The organism is Rheinheimera pleomorphica, from assembly GCF_011634895.1.
Taxonomy (GTDB): domain Bacteria; phylum Pseudomonadota; class Gammaproteobacteria; order Enterobacterales; family Alteromonadaceae; genus Alishewanella; species Alishewanella pleomorphica.
This window is the reverse complement of the sequence record NZ_SIRR01000032.1, coordinates 43,147-61,529: the sequence shown is the minus strand read 5'-3', so window position 1 is coordinate 61,529 and position 18,383 is coordinate 43,147. Positions and strand designations below refer to the sequence as shown.

At 50.0% G+C, this 18,383-nt stretch carries 23 protein-coding genes and 1 pseudogene; 6 read left to right on the top strand and 18 right to left on the bottom strand.

Annotated elements, in window-relative coordinates:
* Positions 1-8: 8 nt before the first annotated feature.
* Entirely contained in the window at positions 9-752 is a 744-nt protein-coding gene (locus EYB30_RS18285) for a WecB/TagA/CpsF family glycosyltransferase (RefSeq protein WP_166841010.1), read from the bottom strand.
* Complete coding sequence (locus tag EYB30_RS18280) at positions 749-1,804, bottom strand: glycosyltransferase family 4 protein (RefSeq protein WP_206674691.1); 1,056 nt, start codon at positions 1,802-1,804, stop codon at positions 749-751. Before EYB30_RS18280 ends, EYB30_RS18285 begins: the two co-directional genes overlap by 4 nt.
* A gap of 173 nt (positions 1,805-1,977) precedes the next feature.
* Here EYB30_RS18280 and wecA point away from each other — a divergent pair, with 173 nt between their 5' ends.
* From wecA to EYB30_RS18265, 3 genes are read left to right on the top strand one after another with little or no spacing between them, the layout of a single operon-like run.
* A complete protein-coding gene (gene wecA / locus EYB30_RS18275; protein ID WP_166841007.1) occupies positions 1,978-3,054 on the top strand; it encodes a UDP-N-acetylglucosamine--undecaprenyl-phosphate N-acetylglucosaminephosphotransferase in 1,077 nt (358 codons plus the stop codon).
* A complete protein-coding gene (locus EYB30_RS18270; RefSeq protein ID WP_166841004.1) occupies positions 3,054-4,370 on the top strand; it encodes a flippase in 1,317 nt (438 codons plus the stop codon). Before wecA ends, EYB30_RS18270 begins: the two co-directional genes overlap by 1 nt.
* 12 nt (positions 4,371-4,382) lie before the next feature.
* Positions 4,383-5,543: a polysaccharide pyruvyl transferase family protein gene (locus EYB30_RS18265; RefSeq protein WP_166841001.1), complete on the top strand. Its 1,161-nt coding sequence runs from the start codon at positions 4,383-4,385 to the stop codon at positions 5,541-5,543.
* Position 5,544: 1 nt separating this feature from the next.
* Here EYB30_RS18265 and EYB30_RS18260 read toward each other — a convergent pair whose 3' ends face one another.
* A complete protein-coding gene (locus EYB30_RS18260) occupies positions 5,545-5,853 on the bottom strand; it encodes a DUF6482 family protein (RefSeq protein ID WP_166840998.1) in 309 nt (102 codons plus the stop codon).
* A 136-nt stretch (positions 5,854-5,989) separates the two neighbouring features.
* On the opposite strand from EYB30_RS18260, the gene EYB30_RS18255 reads away from it, so the two are divergent.
* Complete coding sequence (locus EYB30_RS18255; protein WP_166840995.1) at positions 5,990-7,645, top strand: tetratricopeptide repeat-containing response regulator; 1,656 nt, start codon at positions 5,990-5,992, stop codon at positions 7,643-7,645.
* A 9-nt stretch (positions 7,646-7,654) separates the two neighbouring features.
* Here the strand turns inward: EYB30_RS18255 and EYB30_RS18250 are convergent, their stop codons facing one another.
* From EYB30_RS18250 to EYB30_RS18220, 8 genes are all read right to left on the bottom strand, one after another.
* Entirely contained in the window at positions 7,655-8,881 is a 1,227-nt protein-coding gene (locus tag EYB30_RS18250) for an NADH:flavin oxidoreductase/NADH oxidase family protein (RefSeq protein ID WP_166840992.1), read from the bottom strand.
* 73 nt (positions 8,882-8,954) lie between these two features.
* Complete coding sequence (locus EYB30_RS18245; protein WP_166840989.1) at positions 8,955-9,365, bottom strand: MerR family transcriptional regulator; 411 nt, start codon at positions 9,363-9,365, stop codon at positions 8,955-8,957.
* A gap of 36 nt (positions 9,366-9,401) precedes the next feature.
* Positions 9,402-9,809 (bottom strand): hypothetical protein, encoded by a 408-nt coding sequence (locus EYB30_RS18600; protein ID WP_206674690.1) that lies wholly within the window; start codon positions 9,807-9,809, stop codon positions 9,402-9,404.
* Between the two features lie 54 nt (positions 9,810-9,863).
* The gene (locus EYB30_RS18595) at positions 9,864-10,406 is read right to left on the bottom strand and encodes a hypothetical protein (RefSeq protein WP_206674689.1); all 543 of its coding nucleotides are present in this window, start codon (positions 10,404-10,406) and stop codon (positions 9,864-9,866) included.
* Between the two features lie 97 nt (positions 10,407-10,503).
* On the bottom strand, positions 10,504-11,106 hold the full coding sequence (locus EYB30_RS18235) for a DUF1294 domain-containing protein (protein WP_166840985.1): 603 nt from the start codon (positions 11,104-11,106) through the stop codon (positions 10,504-10,506).
* A gap of 86 nt (positions 11,107-11,192) precedes the next feature.
* The gene (locus EYB30_RS18230; RefSeq protein ID WP_166840982.1) at positions 11,193-11,480 is read right to left on the bottom strand and encodes a hypothetical protein; all 288 of its coding nucleotides are present in this window, start codon (positions 11,478-11,480) and stop codon (positions 11,193-11,195) included.
* A 32-nt stretch (positions 11,481-11,512) separates the two neighbouring features.
* Positions 11,513-11,824 carry a YciI-like protein gene (locus EYB30_RS18225; RefSeq protein ID WP_166840978.1) on the bottom strand — a complete coding sequence of 104 codons (312 nt, stop codon included), beginning with the start codon at positions 11,822-11,824 and terminating at the stop codon, positions 11,513-11,515.
* 27 nt (positions 11,825-11,851) lie between these two features.
* Positions 11,852-12,313, bottom strand: coding sequence for a GNAT family N-acetyltransferase (locus EYB30_RS18220; RefSeq protein WP_166840973.1), 462 nt, complete (start codon positions 12,311-12,313; stop codon positions 11,852-11,854).
* A gap of 346 nt (positions 12,314-12,659) precedes the next feature.
* Here EYB30_RS18220 and EYB30_RS18215 point away from each other — a divergent pair, with 346 nt between their 5' ends.
* Positions 12,660-13,355: an outer membrane beta-barrel protein gene (locus EYB30_RS18215; protein WP_166840970.1), complete on the top strand. Its 696-nt coding sequence runs from the start codon at positions 12,660-12,662 to the stop codon at positions 13,353-13,355.
* 74 nt (positions 13,356-13,429) lie between these two features.
* Here EYB30_RS18215 and EYB30_RS18210 read toward each other — a convergent pair.
* The 5 genes and pseudogenes from EYB30_RS18210 to EYB30_RS18190 all read right to left on the bottom strand — a co-directional run.
* Positions 13,430-13,858: pseudogene (locus EYB30_RS18210) on the bottom strand (arsenic resistance protein); the annotation flags it as partial.
* Between the two features lie 42 nt (positions 13,859-13,900).
* Positions 13,901-14,176 (bottom strand): ArsR/SmtB family transcription factor, encoded by a 276-nt coding sequence (locus tag EYB30_RS18690; RefSeq protein WP_277816745.1) that lies wholly within the window; start codon positions 14,174-14,176, stop codon positions 13,901-13,903.
* A gap of 104 nt (positions 14,177-14,280) precedes the next feature.
* Complete coding sequence (locus EYB30_RS18200) at positions 14,281-14,559, bottom strand: GNAT family N-acetyltransferase (RefSeq protein ID WP_206674688.1); 279 nt, start codon at positions 14,557-14,559, stop codon at positions 14,281-14,283.
* Entirely contained in the window at positions 14,560-14,895 is a 336-nt protein-coding gene (locus tag EYB30_RS18195; protein WP_166840967.1) for a 5-carboxymethyl-2-hydroxymuconate Delta-isomerase, read from the bottom strand.
* A 39-nt stretch (positions 14,896-14,934) separates the two neighbouring features.
* Positions 14,935-15,363, bottom strand: coding sequence for a nuclear transport factor 2 family protein (locus EYB30_RS18190; RefSeq protein ID WP_166840965.1), 429 nt, complete (start codon positions 15,361-15,363; stop codon positions 14,935-14,937).
* Positions 15,364-15,783: 420 nt separating this feature from the next.
* Here EYB30_RS18190 and EYB30_RS18185 point away from each other — a divergent pair, with 420 nt between their 5' ends.
* On the top strand, positions 15,784-16,611 hold the full coding sequence (locus EYB30_RS18185) for a S1 family peptidase (RefSeq protein WP_166840963.1): 828 nt from the start codon (positions 15,784-15,786) through the stop codon (positions 16,609-16,611).
* Between the two features lie 93 nt (positions 16,612-16,704).
* Here the strand turns inward: EYB30_RS18185 and EYB30_RS18180 are convergent, their stop codons facing one another.
* Both EYB30_RS18180 and EYB30_RS18175 read right to left on the bottom strand, forming a co-directional pair.
* Positions 16,705-17,154 (bottom strand): hypothetical protein, encoded by a 450-nt coding sequence (locus EYB30_RS18180; RefSeq protein ID WP_166840961.1) that lies wholly within the window; start codon positions 17,152-17,154, stop codon positions 16,705-16,707.
* Between the two features lie 286 nt (positions 17,155-17,440).
* Positions 17,441-18,199 (bottom strand): SDR family oxidoreductase, encoded by a 759-nt coding sequence (locus EYB30_RS18175; protein ID WP_166840959.1) that lies wholly within the window; start codon positions 18,197-18,199, stop codon positions 17,441-17,443.
* Positions 18,200-18,383: the final 184 nt, after the last annotated feature.

The following is an 18,383-nucleotide window of genomic DNA, read 5'->3' as shown; positions in this document are numbered from 1 at the left end:
CTACCTGCCTAAATTTTACCTGTCCAGTACCACCAAAGGTAACGCAATAAACCAAGCTGACGGCCAATACGGCTGGGTTGGCTCAATAAACGATACGCCCATTCCAGATTCAGCTTACACCAAAGCGCTGGTGCCCGTTTCACATTGCCGGTAAACACATCATAAGTCCCGCCCACGCCCATATAAAAACACTCGGGGTGTTGCGCCCGGATCCGTTGAATGAGCAGCTCCTGTTTTGGCGAGCCCATGGCCACACTGACAATACGGGCGCCGCTTTGTTTAATTTGCGCAATCAGCGCTGCTTCATCAGTAAAATAGCCATCGACGGCCCCCACCAGATTAACCTGCTGGCCACGCAGCTTGTCGGCCGTTTGCAGGTTTACTTCAGGTTTAGCGCCAACAATAAACACCGGCACCTGATACTGCGCCGCCCGCAGCATTAGCTGTTGCCACAGCTCACAGCCGGGAATGCGCTGCACCTTGCTGTTTAACCGCTTACGCATGACTTTTACCACGCCTATGCCATCCGCATAGCGAATATCAGCAGCGCGGATCACATCGGCAATGTCGGCGCTGCGCATCGCCGTTAGCACTTTTTCCGGGTTAATCGCAATGGCTGAACCGGCGTACACACTGCCATCATCTTTCACAATAAATTTTAGCAACTGCGTCATATCGGCAAAGGCCGATACCTGCACCGGCCCGACACTCACTTCGGCTATCTGCCCAGCTGCCATTTTTGGCTTACTCATCGCACCACGCTCTGATAAAGATGTTGTAATTCTGTCACCACCGCTGCCAACAAGTATTGTTCAGCACCGGCACGGCCTTGCTGCTGCAGTAACTGATACTGCTGCTCTGACAAGGCAAAAAACTGCTGCAAGGCGCCGGTCAACCGCGCTATGACCTCCGCTTCGTCGCCCTGCTGGCTGACCAGCAAGCCATTAACACCATGTGTTAGCTGCTCTTTTGCGCCATCGGTGTCCGTGGCAATGACCGGCGTATAACAGGCCATGGCTTCCGCCATTACCAGGCCAAAGGCTTCGTGGCGCGATAAGCTTATCAGGCAACGCGACTGCTGATATAACTGCTTTAATGCGGCGCTGTCTTTTGGCCCTACCACCAGCACATTCGGAAACTGCTGCGCACAGCGCTGTAACTTTTCCAGCCAGGGGCCTGCGCCTGCCAGCACCACTTTTTTATCCCGCAGCACCGGCAGCAACGCCAACAGCCGGTCCATGCCTTTGTTCTGATCCAGGCTGCCCACATACAACACATCTATGCTTTTCTGTTGCCAGCTCAAAGGCTCTGCCTGGCGAAACAGCTCGTTAATGCCGGCCGGCAACACCCTGGCCTGTGGCGCTGGCAGGCTAAAATGCTGCGCCAGGGCTTTGCTGGCAAAGATCCATTGATCAACCTTAGACGCGCACCAGCGATATAATCTGCCCGGCGGCTGATATTTATAAATATCACTGCCGTGGCAGGTAACAACAATTTTCACCCTGCGATTACGCAGTACTTTATACAGCAACGCCAGATAAATCGTCGGATAGAAAAAATGCACATGAACAATATCAAAGCGGCGGCGGCTTAAAACATAACGCCAGATAAAATCCAGCGTAAAAACCGGATATTTCAAAAATTTATTCAGCAAAGAGTCACTATGCCAGCGCATATAATGATAACCGGGATTCAGCGCGGCCAGCGCCCATACCTGATTATGCACAAACTTGCCCTGAAACGGTGAGGATGGCTTGGGCCCCATATTGCTGACAATAAGAATGTTAGAGTTAATGCTTAGCACGCTGAAAATTCATCCTGACAGCCGGCATGGCTGTGTACAATACTTGTTGTTAGTAAAAAAAACACTTAGTTTATAGCGCATTGCGCCAGAAACTTAACCCTGACAGATATAACCTGTTGTAGCTGACGCCCGGCTGAATACCGGTATCAGCACAATCACTACAGGATAGGTAAATGCCTGAACACACTCTGCTTTATGTTACTGCTTTATTTACCTCTGCGCTGGCCATCTGGCTGCTGTACCCGGTATCAGTGCGCGTTGGCCTGGTGGACATTCCGCGTGGGCGTAAGCAGCATCAGGGGGCGGTGCCGCTAATCGGCGGTATTGCCACTTATTGCGGCCTGGCAACGGCCCTGCTGCTGTTTGCCGATAGCAATGTGCAACCTTTTTACTATCTCTCCTGCAGCGGCATTATTATGCTGCTGGGCGTATTTGATGACTATCTGGATTTAAGCGTCAAGCTACGTCTGGCGGTACAAACACTGGTCGGTTTAGCCATGACCTGGAGCCTGGATTTGCACCTATCCAGTCTGGGCAACCTGTTTGGTCTGGGTGTGATTGAGCTTGGCGTGCTGGGCTTACCGGTTACGCTGCTGGCCGTAATTGCCGCCATTAATGCCTTTAATATGACCGATGGTATAGACGGTCTGGCTGGTATGCTCAGCCTGGTCAGCTTTAGTACTATCGCTATTTTTATGGCGCTGTGGGGCCAACAGGAATATGCCGCCCTGGCATTACTGCTGGCATTGGCACTGCTACCCTACCTGGCGTGTAACCTTAATCTGATACCCGGACGGCGTATTTTTATGGGCGATGCCGGCAGTATGTTAATTGGATTGTCGGTGATCTGGCTGTTGATCATCGGCACCCAAAGTGAAAGCGCCAGTTTTCGCCCGGTCACTGCGCTTTGGATCATTGCCATTCCGCTGATGGACATGATTGCCATTATGCTAAGGCGCATTCGCAAAGGCCAATCACCGTTTCAGGCTGACCGCGAGCATCTGCACCATATTTCGCTGCGCCTGGGTTTAAGTTCGCGCGAATCGCTGACCTTAATTACGGCGCTGTCCTGTATTTTCGCCAGTATCGGTATTATCGGCGAATATCTGCTGCTACCAGACTGGCTGATGCTGTTGCTATTTTTAATCCTCTTTGCCGGCTATCTGTATCTGCTGCAGCATATCTGGCGTATTATCTCGCACCTGCGCCATAAGCGGCTACGCCGTTCAATACCTAGGGTAGTAAAGTAGTGAAACTGCTGAAAAAAATTCTGCTGGCCCGCGCCACTGCCATGCTGGGAGACAAGCTGGTAAAGCTGGCGGCCGGTGCCGTGCTTACCGTGTTTGTTGCCCGTATGCTCGGTGCCAGCGAGCTGGGCGTGTATTCTATCGTCATGGCCTGGAGCGCATTTTTAGTGCCTATCACCAGCTTAGGCTTGAACAACATCGTGGTACGTCAGATGGTAAAGCATGATCACGGCGTTGATGCCATGACCATGCTGTACAGCGCTATCACGATGCGTCTGGCGTTGGGTTTGCTTGGCGGCAGCCTGATGCTGCTGGCGTTTTACCTGTTGTACCCTGCCATGTTCAGCGGCCATACCGCTATTGCTATTCCAGTGCTGTTTTTACTACAAACGTTTTTTGGTTTTTTGCTGTTTGAATTCTATTTAAATTATCAGGGCACCTTTCGCAGTGTGGCTTATGTCAAATCGGCCATTTCGCTGCTTAGCTTCAGCGCTAAGCTGGCCTTGCTATACAGCGGTTTTGGTATTGCCAGTTTGCTGCTGTTAACCGGTATCGAGTTTTTTGTGGTCGGTATGGCGCAATACCTGTTGTACCGGCGCAAACATCAACCCTATAAAGACGGTGAAACACGCTGGCCGCCTTATCATCCACGTTGGTTTAATTTTACGCAGGCGAAACAACTGCTTAAACGCTCGTCCTGGCTCTGGTTATCCGGCATTGTATCGGTCATTTACCTGAAAATTGATATCGTCATGATAGGCGCCATCGCCGGCACAGAGCAGGCCGGCATTTATGCCGCTGCCAGCCGTTTATCCGAACTATGGTATGTGTTTCCGGCCACCTTAGCCGCGCGTTATTACCCGGATATGATCCGCACCCATCAGCAGGGCTGGGCACCGTATTACCTAAAACTGCGCCGCTTTGCGCTGCTGTTTTTTAGTATGGCGTTTGCCATAGCGCTAATAATGTCGCTGCTGGCACCCTGGATCATCAGCCTGCTGTTTGGTGATACGTTTGCCAGCGCCGTCGAGGTGCTACGGATCCATATCTGGGCCGGTTGTTTTATTTTTGTGCGTTATCTCATCAGCCAGCATTTACTTATTACTGAACAAGAGCCGCTGTCACTGCTTAGCCATGCGGTAGGGGCGGCACTTAATGTTGGTTTAAACCTCTGGCTTATTCCGTCAATGGGCATAGTAGGCGCGGCCTGGGCCACGTTAATATCCTATGCCTATGCATCATTCTTTTTTTTGTTTTTGGCCAGAAGTACCCGCGGCCAACTGTGGCAACTTATTACTGTGCGTCGGCGCAGCAATTAACAAGGTTTTTTTATGAGCAAACCACTTTTCGTTGAGATTAAAGGCGTACAGTTTCGCAATAAAGGTGCTTACTTAATGCTATTGGCCTGTCTGGAAGGCTTAAAAGGCATTAAACAACCGGTTGAACTGGTGCTGTCGCCCGGCCCTAACCTGCCTTATGTTGAACGCGCCCGCTTAGGTGCCTGGCAAAAGTTGTCTTTTCGCCGCGGCGGGGTGGATATCAGCCCGTTAATTGGCAAGTTACCCGGCGCCGTACAACGGCTGTTTAACCGCTACGGCATGGTAAGCGAGCGTCAGGTTGATCTGGTGCTCGAAGCCAGCGGCTTTGCCTATGGCGAGCAGTGGCCACTGCGCTTTTTGCAAAATACCGCCAAAGAAGTGGTACGCTTTGCCAAGGCTGGCAAGCCTTTTGTCTTTATGCCACAAGCCTTTGGCCCCTTTAACAGCGAACATAGCAAAGCGGCGATGCGCGATATTATCCAGCACGCCAAGCTTATTTTTGTCCGCGACCCGGTATCCTTGCAACATCTGCAAAGCTGTGTGCCCAATTTACCAGATTCCGTCGTGCTAACGCCGGATTTCACCATTAGCCTGACACCGCGCCCTAATGACGAGCTGCCACAGATCAGCGGCCCTTATGCCGCCCTGATCCCCAACAACAAAGTGGTGTCTAAATTTAACCATGCCGGTGCCGAGCAACTGCGCAGTGGCTATATCAATGCCTTTGCCGCTGCCGCCAATAAACTGGCCGCTGACGGCTTGCAGTGTGTGCTGGTAAACCATGAAGGCAAAGAAGATGCACAGCTTTGCGCTGAAATTGCTGCAAAAGCCCCCTGCACTATCGTACAAATTGACGATCCGCTGGCGGTAAAAGCCTTTATCGGTAAAGCAGCGCTGGCAATAAGCTCGCGCTTTCACGGCGCCGTAAACGCGCTTAGCCAGGGCGTGCCCTGTATTGCGACCAGTTGGAGCCATAAATATCACGCCATGATGGCAGATTTTGGCATGGCCGATTACTGCGTGGCCGAGCTTAGCGAGCAAAGCTTACTGGCCGCACTGCAACAGCTGCTGGATAACAAAGCCAGCTTAAGCGCAGAGGTTACAGCCAAGGCTGCGGCATTAAAACAGCAAAATGCCGCCATGTGGCAACGGCTGTATCAAGCGATCCGTTAACTCAGGCAACACCCTGCACATACAGCGGCACTTTTAAGGTGTTATCCACCTTATCCGGGCCGCCGCACATTTCATCATAGGCCGACTGATGCACTAAATACGCCTGATAAATAGTGCAACGGTCCAGCGCCTGCTTTACCTGCTCAACGCTTTGAAATTGCTGCGGTTTATTTTCATCATCCACCAAAAAGGCACGCCGGCCGTCGTAGTCGGCTTCGGCCAGATAGACGCCCATTTCAAACGAGTGTATGGTCAGCTCGTTAATACGAACATCCTGATGGTTTAAATGTGCAACGCGATGGTATGGCATAGTTTTGCTCCGCTGGCTTGCTTAACACTGCAATTGGTACGCTAAAGTATAGCGGCTGGATTAGTCACACAGTACTTTACGCTACAGCCTATTCTCCTCTAGTATGGGCTAATAATTGCCGTGATAGTGTAATGCCATGGACGCCAGCTTTTTTAGTTGTAAACAAATTTTGATCATTGATGATTGTGCCCCGGTGCGCACCTCCATTAAGGCCATGGCGCAGCAAATTGGTTTTCAGTCCATCCACCTGGCACGGGACGCCGCCGAGGCCATCGGCAAATGCCAGCAGATCCCGTTCGATTTTATTCTCAGTGACTTTAATCTTGGCGAAGGCAAAGACGGCTATCAGCTGTTTGAAACCTTAAAAGCGCAGCAGCTGTTAGCGCCGCTTAGCTGTTTTATTATGATCAGCGCAGAAAACCAGCGCCAAACCGTACACGGCATGATAGAGCTACAACCCGATGACTACCTGCTAAAACCCTTTACTTACCAGCAACTGGAGCTGCGTATCAGCCGGGCGATAAAAAGCCGCATTGCACTGCGTAAAATTTATATCAGCCTGTTTGAGCAGGATTATCACACTGCCATCACTGAATGTGATAACGCCGTTGCCGCTAAGCCAGAGTTTGCCAATGCCGCCTTGCGCATCAAAGGTGAACTGCTGCTCAAACTAAAGCACTACGCTGACGCCGAGCTGTTTTATCAGCAGCTGTTGCAACGGCAAAAAAACCTGGCCTGGGCCAGGCTGGGCCATGCCGTTGCCTGTTTTTATCAGCAGCGCTGGGACGACACCGAACTGCAACTGGCCGACTTAACCCAATTTGATGAAACCAAAGTAGAAGCACTGGACTGGCTGTCGCGGTTATATGTGAAATACCGCCGTTTTGAAATTGCCCACGACACCTTATATGAAGCGGCGCTGCTGTCGCCGAAAAACATTACCCGTTTAAAAACATTAGCCAATTTGGCGTCCATTGTTGGCGATAAGCCGGCATCTGCGCGCATTAACGCCAAAATAGTCGCCACAGCGCGACATTCGGTAAACGATATTGCCGAAAACTACCTGAACCAGGCGCGCAGCCTGGTCGACGCCGCCTATTGCGGTAATGTACTGGAGCGCGCTGTTACCATTAATAACGCGGCCAAAATTGTCGATCATCTGGCTAAACGCTTCGATGCCAGTAAGTTAAAAGCTGAAATTACCATACTGCGCAGCCGTTTTCTGGCAGCCAAAGGCGAACTGGCCGACGCTAAGCAACTGATTGGCGAAATACCGCTGTCATATCAGCAAAATATAACTATCGACAGCTGTATGGACGCCGCCAAAGCCTATTTTGAACTGGGCGACTTATACGCCAGTCAGGTGTATATCGACAAACTGCAACATATTCTCGATCGTGATGACTTTTTGACGGAAACCCAGCGCATTATGCTGGAAATGGAGCAAAAACGGCACGAGGCGTTAAAAGCCAAACTAAAAATCATTAATGCTGAAGCCACCGACGCCTATCAGCAAAACGACTTTAACACTGCCTTTGACCGCTTTGCTGAAACTTTCGATTATATGCCCACCAACCCCACCATCGCTATCAACCTGATGCAAACCATGCTTAAAGGTGCCAGGGTAAACGAGCAGAGCCAGCGCTATGTGCGCGCGGCGGTAAAGCTGCTGGCCAGAAGTGAGCTGGACGAAGAGCTGACGGTGCGCTTTAAACGCTACCTTGGCCAGTTAAAAGAAATGCACCCGGAGGTTATCCCCAGGCGCCGGCCCAAAGAGCGCGAGGTGTTGTAGCAACAGCTGTCAGTGTTTTTCCAGCCAGCTACGGTAGCGCCGTGTACGGCACTTATCAGCAAGCTGCTGTTTTAGTAGCGCCCAAAGTGGTGATACATCGGGTTTTGGCTTTTTATCAGCACTGAGTTTACCAAGCTGGTACTTTACCAGCGCCATATTTGCTAAAGATGCCAGGGGTTTGTTACGCCATGTAATTGCTGCCAGCTGTGGCACTATCGCGTTGCCTTGCTGCCACTTAAGCGGCAAGTCGGGTGCGATGGCAAGTGCTGTTGCTATACCCACCATATCGACGCCACCTGCCATAACCTGTTGCGCAACAGCCAGGCGTTTAATACCGCCGGTTACCATTACCGGCATAGTGGCGACTTTACCCAGCCTGGCAGCAAACTCAAGAAAGTAGGCTTCGCGCGCTAAGGTACGGCCATCCCGTGCAGTGCCCTGCATCGCGGGAGCTTCATAGCTTCCGCCGGACAATTCAATCAGATCTACCTTTAATTTATTCAGCAGCAAAACCACCTCATGCGCATCTTCTGTGCTGAAACCGCCGCGCTGAAAATCAGCCGAGTTAAGTTTTACCGCAACAGCAAAGCGCGGATTAACCTGTGCCCGAATGCCTTTAACAATCTCAACCAGTAAACGGGCGCGGTTTTGCAGGCTGCCCCCCCATTCATCAGTGCGTTTGTTGGTCAGTGGCGATAAAAACTGGCTTAGCAGATAACCATGAGCGGCATGTACCTGTACCCCACTAAAACCGGCCTGTTCGGCCAGTTTGGCGGTGTTAACAAAACGTCGGATAACATCCTGAATTTTAGCGCTCGTCATCTGTTGCGGCGGGGCAAAATAATGCGACAGCTTGCCAAGGTCGAGTGCTACCGCTGACGGTGCAAAGGTTGGCTGGCCAAGACTGGCCGGCATCTGCCGGCCGGGGTGATTAATTTGCAGCCAGAACTGCGCACCGCCGCTCTGGCCAATGGCGGCCCAGCGCTTAAAACTGTCCAGCGCGGTATCATCTTCCAGCACCACGCCGCCCGGGCCGGTCATCGCTGTGCGATCTACCATAACATTACCGGAGATAATTAGCCCGGCACCACCATCAGCCCAGGCCTGATACAAGCGGAATAATCGCTCTGAAGGTGTATGCTGTGCAGACGCCAGATTCTCTTCCATCGCCGCTTTGGCAATACGGTTGGCAATAACACTGCCGTTGGGTAAGGTAAGGGGGGTAAATAGGCTCATAACGTGGCTCCTGTTAGGTTACAGCAGCCACTGTAAGGTTAAAGTAAACTTTAAGGTCAAGCGGTTTTAGCGGCTATTTTTTCTCTGTACTTATTTGCGCTATGACACGGCGGGCATTATCGGCGCAGGCCATATCATCAGGCTTAGCTTCAATCTCAGCCAGTACACCCAGTAACTGCTGCTTGCTGTGCGCCAGCTTCTGCTGCAGCGCGTCAATATCGGCTATTTTACCTTTTAAGGCGCTAAGCAGCGCGTCATGGCGCCAGTCATCCAGGTTGGCAGGCACCAGCTTTTGCAGCTCGTCCAGGCTAAAACCGGCCTGCTGGCCTTTGACGATTAAATTCAGCGCCAGCTCGGCCTCCGGCGGGTAACTGCGATAGCCATTGGCTTTGCGCTGTACCAGCTTTAGCAAGCCAATATCCTCATAAAAGCGGATTTTAGACGCGGCCAAGCCAGTGCGTTTGGCCAGTTCACCTATTTTCATCTGATCTGCTCCTCCAAACCCGGCTCTGATTTTTACCTACCAATTTTCGCCACCCTGCGCTTGCTGCAGCGTAACCGGGGCATAAAGTGCACTCTGAAATTCCGGCACATATTCATATTTCATCAGCTTACCTAACTTTAGTTGCCTGATATAGCGCGATAAGCTGCCATCCGTTAACGTCAGTTTTACTGCATCCTCATCCGACGTGTCGGCAAATAACTGCAAGCGTGATAAGGCATAACCTGTTGTAACTGCGCCGCTTGCATCAAGATTAACAAAGCTATTTCTGACGACCGGGAAATCTTCCGTTTTCACCGGCAGTGCTGCAGCTTCAATAGTAAAATCGGTAGCGCCAGTCTGTGCATCGGCAATACTCACCACCACCTTGTCGGTATGCTGCTGATAATCAATAGCGGTGGTCCATTTCGGTAAATTATAACCCACAATACCCCTTACTCTGGCAAGCTCGGTATTCACCGGCAGCTTTAACACATAGCCCTAGTAGTCATCGGTTAGTGATTGGCGCAGCAGGCTTAACGGCCCAAGGTGCAGATTTCCCGGTTTTGTCGTGATCACCGACAAGGCAATTTCGTTATAACTGTCGTTGTCACAATAATGATAAGCATAGGCGGTCAGCGCTATCAGGCCCCGGCCGGGCCAAATTTGTAACGGTGTCACCTGCTGCAAAATCTGCGGCGGCATTAAAGCACGCAGCTGCGCTAAATCGGCGGTATACACCGCAGTAATGCGGCTGTTTTTATAATAAAAGTTGGGTGAATAAGAGCTAAAGCCAATATTAACCCGGCTTTTTTCCATGGTGTTAAACCAACTCAGATCGATATCCGGCGCCTGCTCAGCAATCACTGATAACGGCGGGTTGGAGCGGTATTTGTCATACAAGCCGCCCGCTTTTACCGGCACCTGATGGCCGGCTATATCGATAATGCTCTGGGCATCCGTTTGCCGCGCATAACCAGCTGGCAGCCATAACGCCTGCAGCAGCAAGCCGCCTGCGATTATTTTGCGGTTAATAATGTTCATAAACGTCTCCACACTTTACTGTTACTATCAGATAAGTGCAGGCTAACGTTGAACCACGCTTTAAGGTCAATGCCTATCTATAGCGTTTTTCGCTTTACTATCCGCCAATACCCACTGGCAGCAAATGCTGGCTGTGTAACCAGACCAGAGCAATCAGATTTAACAAAGTACCAAAATAAAACACCATCAGAAACGCGCGTTTTTGTGACTTGTGCCGCAAATAACTTTGCGCCAGTAAAGCGCCGGGCCAACCGCCCAGCAACGCCATAAATTGCAAGGTAGACTCAGGCGTACGCCACCTTCCTGTCTGCGCTTTACGTTTATCCAGCCAGTAAGCCATAAACGTAAAGACACTCAGCCCGACGTAAAGCAGCGGCACATAAAGTGGCAGTTTGGCCATAGCAACAGCTGCGCTCAACACTGCAGCGAACACCAGTACAAACCACAGCGGCCACTTTGTAGCGCTTTTTGCGGCTTTAATTTTGCGTTTTTCACCGTCAAAGGTGACCTGCTGCGCCTGCAAGCGGCCTTGCTCATCTTTAGCGATGGCGTAAGTAACCACCTCACCAATCACCGGCCGGCGCGAACGGTTTTGCAGCGCTTTTATATGCACAAACACCCGCTCGCCTTTTAACAGCGGCTGGATAAAACCAAAGCCTTTATCATCATCCCACTGGGTAATTTTTCCTTTAACCAGCATTACTGCTCCTTGTTGTGCCGCCGCTTATATCAGCGTTTTGTTGTTGCAAAAATGTACGACGAATGCTGTCTAACTGGCGCCTATTGTCAGTTCATGGCATCTTTAAAATGACCCAACACAATTTTCAGGTACTCAGTTTTGAATTCATCGGATCCAGGTAAATTGGGTAATGTGTAGAAATCACTAAGGTTTCCATTGTCCAAGGCCTTTTGTATCGCATTAACCACCTTTTCTTGCGTCGCTTTATCAAATTCACGAGTAAATTGGCCGTAAATATTGTACATATATTTATTGGCACGCACATCGTCCAGGCTTCTCACATGAAACAACGCGTACATCACTAAGTTTAAGTCACGGTTAGCATGGTTATTCATTTGCAATCCAAATCTTTATTTCAATAGGCAAACTAAGTCTGAGCAAAGGGCTTTACCGGGTTAGCCGCGCCCTCGCCCACTACCGTATGCCAGGGCTTAACCTGCCAGCTCGTTACCAGGCCGTTGAGTACATAAGGGTCGGCTTTGGCAAAGTTGGTGGGGATATCGGCGCTGTCGCAGTTAAACAGCAGCAGGGCACTGTCTGCCGGTTCGCCGACGGCGCCGCCTAGCAGCAATTCGCCGCGCTGTGCCGCTTGCCAGGCCAGTGCCAGATGCGCTGAACGAAACTCAGCACGTCGTTGCAGGTAATCCGGTGCGGTGTCGTATATTAGCAAAAAGTGCATTGGGCTCTCCTTTTGGCTCAGATGTTTTTAGTCGCGTAAGGTTAGCGTCATAAAATGGCTGTGTGGGTCTGGCTTATACTGGCCAAAGGGGCCGCAGTCGTTAAAGCCAAACTTACGGTATAAGCTTCTGGCCGGGGCGAAATAGTCCTGGGTGCCTGTTTCTAAATTAAGTGCGCTAAAACCCTGGGCTTTGGCATGCTCGATAACAAACTGCAATAACGCCTGCCCTACACCCTTGCCGCGAAAAGCTGTTGCCGTGCGCATTGATTTTAGCTCGGCCAGCTGGTTATCCAGTGTTTTAATGGCGACACAACCGGCTAACTCGCCATCCTGCCAGGCACTGAAAAAGCAAATATTACTGGCTTTGAGCGCGTCAACATCCAGTGCATGCACACTCTCTGGCGGTGAGGTGGCGTACATATCGGCCAGGTGTTCATGTAGTAAAGCAATCACTTCACCGCCGGATAAATCATCGAGATGAATTTCCATCTTAGGTAACCCTTTGAAAAACGTATCGTCAGTGTACAAATAAAAAGTGGCGGTAACACCGCTCTTTTCACTTTTTATTTTAATTATTCAAGCCTTTAATCAGGCCACCGGTCAGTCTAAGCTCAAGCTCGTGGGCACCGCTGACCAACTCGCAGCTACCCACCAACTCAGCAGTCACGTCACTATCCACCAGGTCGTCCTCAACAAAGTGGCACTTTGATTGAATCGAATGAGCTGGCTATATTGATCCGGGTGTTGCGGTCATACGTTAAAGACGCCAACGCCAATGAAATCGCTTACGGCGAATACGGCCAAAACGCATTTTTTCAGAATTAAGGGTACACAAATGTCGAAGCAAAACAGAATGATCATGGTAGCGATTGCAGTATCGTTGGCTGGACCGGCGATGGCGCATGCGAGAGATATTGGCTTTACCTACATCGAAGGCGGTATTGTCGGCGGCTTTGTCAACGACATTGAGACATCCGGCGCAGTCACGGGGAGCGTGCCACTTGATGTTGAAAGCGATGCTGATGGCGGTGCATTTATTGGTGGGGCGTGGCAGTTAACCGATCAGCTGCACCTGTTTGGCGAGTATGCCTCACTTGGCCAAGAGCTTGAGATCCGTAGCGGCACCGACACTGTTGCCGGTGAGTACGACGTGGTGCGTTGGCGCATTGGCGTGGGTTACCAATACCCGGTCTCGAAAAGCCTGGCTTACTACGGTCGGCTAAGCCTTGATCAGCTCGAGTTCAAGGATGCGCGCGCTGCAGGTTTCAATCTGGATGTCGACGCTGACGACAGCGGCCCTGGTGCGGAGCTTGGCGTTATCTGGGCAGCAACGCCGACGTTACATCTGCAGGGCCATGCGCGTTACACCGCGGTTGGTGGCGTCGCGTCCAGCGGTTCAGATCCCTTTGAGTCCGACGTTCTTATCGGTGTAAACGGGCGCTGGCATTTCCACCCCAACATCGCGCTGGTTACAGGCTACGAGTATGGAAAAATCACCACATTGAACGTGGGCGTACGTTTATCATTCTGAGTGCGTCCAAATTGTAGATGAGGCCTACTCAGCTTTGATGGTGGCTTTTTGCTCTAGTTCATGTGTTGGCATCAGTGTTTGGCATCGCCTTTGGTCAGCTGGCTCCAGACAAACACCATCGCGGTACAGGGCGCAACGCCAAGTAAAATCATACCGGCGATATATTCATTGGCACTTTGTGGGTCAACCCAACCGGCGAAGAACACCTTAAAAAACAACCAACCCAGCGCAGCCATAGTAAAAGGCTTAACTAACCAGTTCATCACAAGCGTAAGCACAATGCCCTTAGGCTTTTTGCCCACATCTTTAATTGCACCAAAATCTATCTGCACCATCATCGGATAAATCATTAACCAAATCAGCAGTGCCACCACTAAGTTAATCTGGCCGTATTCAATCGCCGCTATGGCCTGAAACACACCCGGTATCAGGTTGCCAAGCACAACACCGGTAGCAATACATAGCGCCACCCAAACTGATAAATACCGCTCAAAAATACCCATAATTTACTCAATACCTTTAGTACCTAACCTTACTCTGAGAACTTACAGCCGCGCCGATAGTGATACCTGACTGCTGGCAATTTGCTGTAACAAATCCAGTAGCGGCAATAACTTTTCACGGTTAAGGCTGTAACACACTCGCGGGTGTTCTATTTCACCGATAACGATTTCTGCCGCCTTTAATATGCGCAAGTGCTCCGACACAGTTGATTGAGCAAGACCAACTTCACTGGTGATTTCACCACCAATACAGGACGGCTTGCTCAGCAGCAGACGGACAATTTGTATGCGGGCAGGATGTGCAATCGCTTTGGCGATAGCGGCCAGTTGATCATTGGAGACTGAATTTAGCGTGCTGATAAATACTAATATCGTTATTCGACGATAAACGAATATAAGAAGGGGTTAGACACTAGTCAAGTTCAACATGGCATGTTAGCCGCGCCCTCGCCGCGAAAAGCTGCTGCCGTGCGCATTGATGTTAGCTCGGCCAGCTGGCTATCCAGCGCTTTAATGGCGACACAACCGGCTAAGCCGTTGCCTTGCCAGGCACTGAAAAAGCAGATATTACTGGCTTTGAGCGCGTCAACATCCAGCGCATGCACACTCTCTGGCGGTGAGGTGGCGTACATATCGGCCAGATGCTCTCGCAGCAAGGTAATGACTTCACCGCCGGATAAATCATCTAGTTTGATCTGCATTTAGCTAACCTTTTTGGCATAGCTGGCACGGTCGATATCAATCACTTCGACCGTATGCGAGCAGCTTGTAAGCTCAAGCTTAAGCAACTGCTCCAGCACGCATTGCGACAAATGCTGTTTTTGCGCTAAGTTTCGGCCGCTTAAAATTTTTAGCTGCACATGGATAAAATCGCGATGCTCGGCACCGCTGATATGTTGCTGGTAAGGCTGGGCCCGCACTTTAATGTCTGTGCCGCCCGGCTCAAACAGCGCGGATTGTGATGCGCCAGCAAATACCGCTTTTAGCAGTGCTTTAGCATCTAATGCGTCTGAGTGTTCAATAATACAATGCGGCAAAATAGGCTCCTTAATGCTTAAACCGCTGCGCTATGGCTGTTATTCCGCTTTAATGGTCGCTTGCCAGTTTACCGCCTGCCATTGGCCATTTTTACGCACAAAGGTGCCGCTGTTTAAATAACGTTTGGTATCAACACCAGCTCTGGCCACCAGCACAAAGGCGACTACCGCGGTATCACCGTACTGCATAATGCGTACGTCTTCACTGTCGTACACGGTGTCAATTTCATCGGCTTTTAACATGCCGCGGCTGCTAACGCTTTGCATCAGCTCAGCTTTGCCAAAGCGGGTACCGCCAGAGCTGGTATAAATAAGCTCATCAGCCCAGTATTTATTATGAATAGCGGCATCGTTACGGGTAGCGCCGTCTAAAAACTCGCTTAACAGTGCAGTAAGTTCGGCTTTGTCATCCGCCAGGGCAAGCGTTGGCGTTAATAACAACGTGGCGAGCAGCAGGCTGGTTTTCATTGTGGGTTCCCCATTGTTTTGGTTAAGATTTTCCAGACGTGAATGTCGCTATACTGTGCCAGTGCTGCTGGCCAAATGTCCACTACTGATTTACCACAGCGCCGGGATATTAATGCCGTCGCTACTGATAATCTCTTTAGCTAACTAAGCTGGTTTTAAGAATAAAATGGCATAGCTTCTTAAACAGTATGCAGGTTATTTTACTTCCAGGTTAAATCAAAACAGCATCAGCGTTAAGTATCGCTGACTCCGTCATGTTCTTTTACAACCCCGGTTATTTCAGCCCTCAGCCGACATTTGACAGAATAACAAGCTGCAACCATATTTCTGTCTGTTCCACAACACCGGCAGTGAGGCTGGCTGTAGTTCCTCTGAGTATGCTGGTCATCTCGTCAAACTAAAGTAGAGGGAGTACAACTAATGGAATTTAGAACATGGAAACACCTTTGCACCGCGATTGCTGCCGTGGCATTAACCTGGTCGGGCACCACCCTGGCAATAACGCACGGTGAGCTGGATGGCGACCAACATCCCGCCGTTGTGCTGCTTATTATGGATGTGAATGGTTCACCGGCCTGGCGCTGCAGTGGTACCCTGATTACGCCACAATTTGTGTTAACCGCCGGACATTGCACTGGTATGCCCGGTGTTGTCAGTGGCATTCGCATTTTTACCGAGTCAGATGTGCAAAACGGCGATAACAATTACCCCTTTGGCGGTGGCAATAATACCGTTGAAGCAGCAGCCTGGGCGACACATCCGGATTACCCGACCGCCTCTTTTGTCCGTAATGATGTCGGCATGGTTAAACTGGCAATGCCAGTTACTCTGGATATCGGGCAATACGGCCAACTGCCTACATTAAATAGCAACGACTTAATTAAATCTGGTCGCAATTTTAGCAGCTTCACTGCCGTCGGCTATGGTTTGCAGCGCATCACTTCAGATCCTACCGGCAATGCACCATACTCCGGGCTGCGTGTCAGAATGCGCTCAAACCCCTGGCTGATCCAATCTAATGTGCCGGGTTTTACCGGCGACTTCTCGTTGCTACTATCGAATAACGCTTCTACCGGCGGTACCTGCTTTGGTGACTCTGGAGGCCCTAACTTTATTGGCAACAGTATGGTTATTGCCGGGGTAACCTCCTTTGGCTTGAACGGGTCTTGTGGCGGCACGGGTGGCGTATTCCGGGTAGATAGGCAAAATGTGCTGGATTTTATCAACGGTTTTATGGCAAACCACTAATTTTAAACTAAAAAAGCGCCCATGAAACCTTGTTCAGGGCGCTTATTCAATAGCAGACTGCACAGCAAAAATAAATCACATCTAAAATACAATTTATTTCATCATAATTTCACGCATTTGATACTCACCGGTCAGCGTTCTTACTTCAGGATACTTAGCCGCGGTTTCATTTGACATTTTCTCGTCTGCCTCACTCCATTTTTTCATAAAGGCATCATATTTCTTTTTGCTGGGCTCCAGATCAGCACTGCTATTAAATGTCACTACTAACAGCATATTAAACTCACCACTGTTAGGTAGATCACTGCCGTATATTTTCCAGTCTTTAATAAAACCCAACTCTTTCTGCAACTTTACCGCCTTTATCCAGCTGTTCTTTAAACCGGCTAGGTAAACATCACCCATATTCGGGTCCACCTTAACGGTGGTAATAGTCATTATTTCCGTACCCAGATCGTAATCTTTGTACACTTCCAGCCTATCTTTTGCCTGCAGGGTACAACTGAACACTATGCTCAAAAGTGCTATCAGAATCTTTTTCATCTTAAATATCCTTTTAATAGTGAAATAATCTGCTCACATTTAATTCAGACACCGAGCACGACAAAGTATAGTAAATCCTCAGACATCTACCGAGTTATTATTACAACCTAAAATAAACAAGACCTTACAACAGCAAAACACAGCAACAAAACAATAAACACCATAAAATAAACACTAAAAAAACACAGGAGCAAAATAAAAAACATTTTAAATAAATTTGAAAAAACCGATTATCATAACAATAAAAAAGGCGCCGCAGCGCCCTTTGGTGTAAATAATCAGGCGATTACATACTAATGCCGCCGTCGATTTCCACTACCCGTCCGGTAAAGAAGTCATTCTCGAATATATATTTAGCGGTGTGGGCAATTTCGCTGGCTTCGCCTAAGCGGCCGACCGGTTTCATTTTCTCTAAACGATCGCGTGCTTCGGGTTTCATTGCATCGGTCATCGCCGTGCGGATAACGCCCGGCGCTATGGCGCCTACGCGAATACCAAAGCGGCCCAATTCGCGCGCCCAGGTGACTGTCATCGCCACTACACCGGCTTTAGAGGCAGCATAGTTGGTTTGGCCCATATTGCCGGCCCGCGCTACGCTGGACATATTAATAATCACGCCCTTAGTGCCGCGCTTTACCATAGCCGCTGCGGCTTCGCGGCCACACAGGAACACGCCGGTTAAGTTAACATCAATCACCGACTGGAACTGTGCCAGCGACATTTTGCTTTGCAACTCGCCGTCTTTGTATTTAAGCAATAAGCCGTCACGTAAAATGCCGGCATTGTTGATCAAGCCATCAATGCCATCAAAATCGCTGTCAATTTGGGCAAAGGTGCTTTCAACCTGCTGTTCATCGGCCACGTTAGCAATATAGGTTTGTACTGTGGTGCTCACACCCAGCTCGGCTTTGGCAGCCGCTAACTGGTCGGCATTCATATCGATTAATGCCAGTTTGGCGCCTTCAGCTGCGCACATGCGGGCCATTTCGAGGCCTAAGCCTTGTGCGCCGCCAGTGATTACGATGGTTTTGTTTTGCAGGTTCATCTTTCTACCTTAATTTACAAGTATTGTTCTGCACCGACAGCCGCTGCGTACATTTTTCGTCGGACACGCCGTAAATACATCCCTGTAGGCTCCTCTTTTTCATCCCTGAAAAAGACGGTCCGCCAAAAAAGTACATCCGCGTCTGCCTTTGAAGTAACGCCCGGCTACGTAAAAAAGCAGTAGT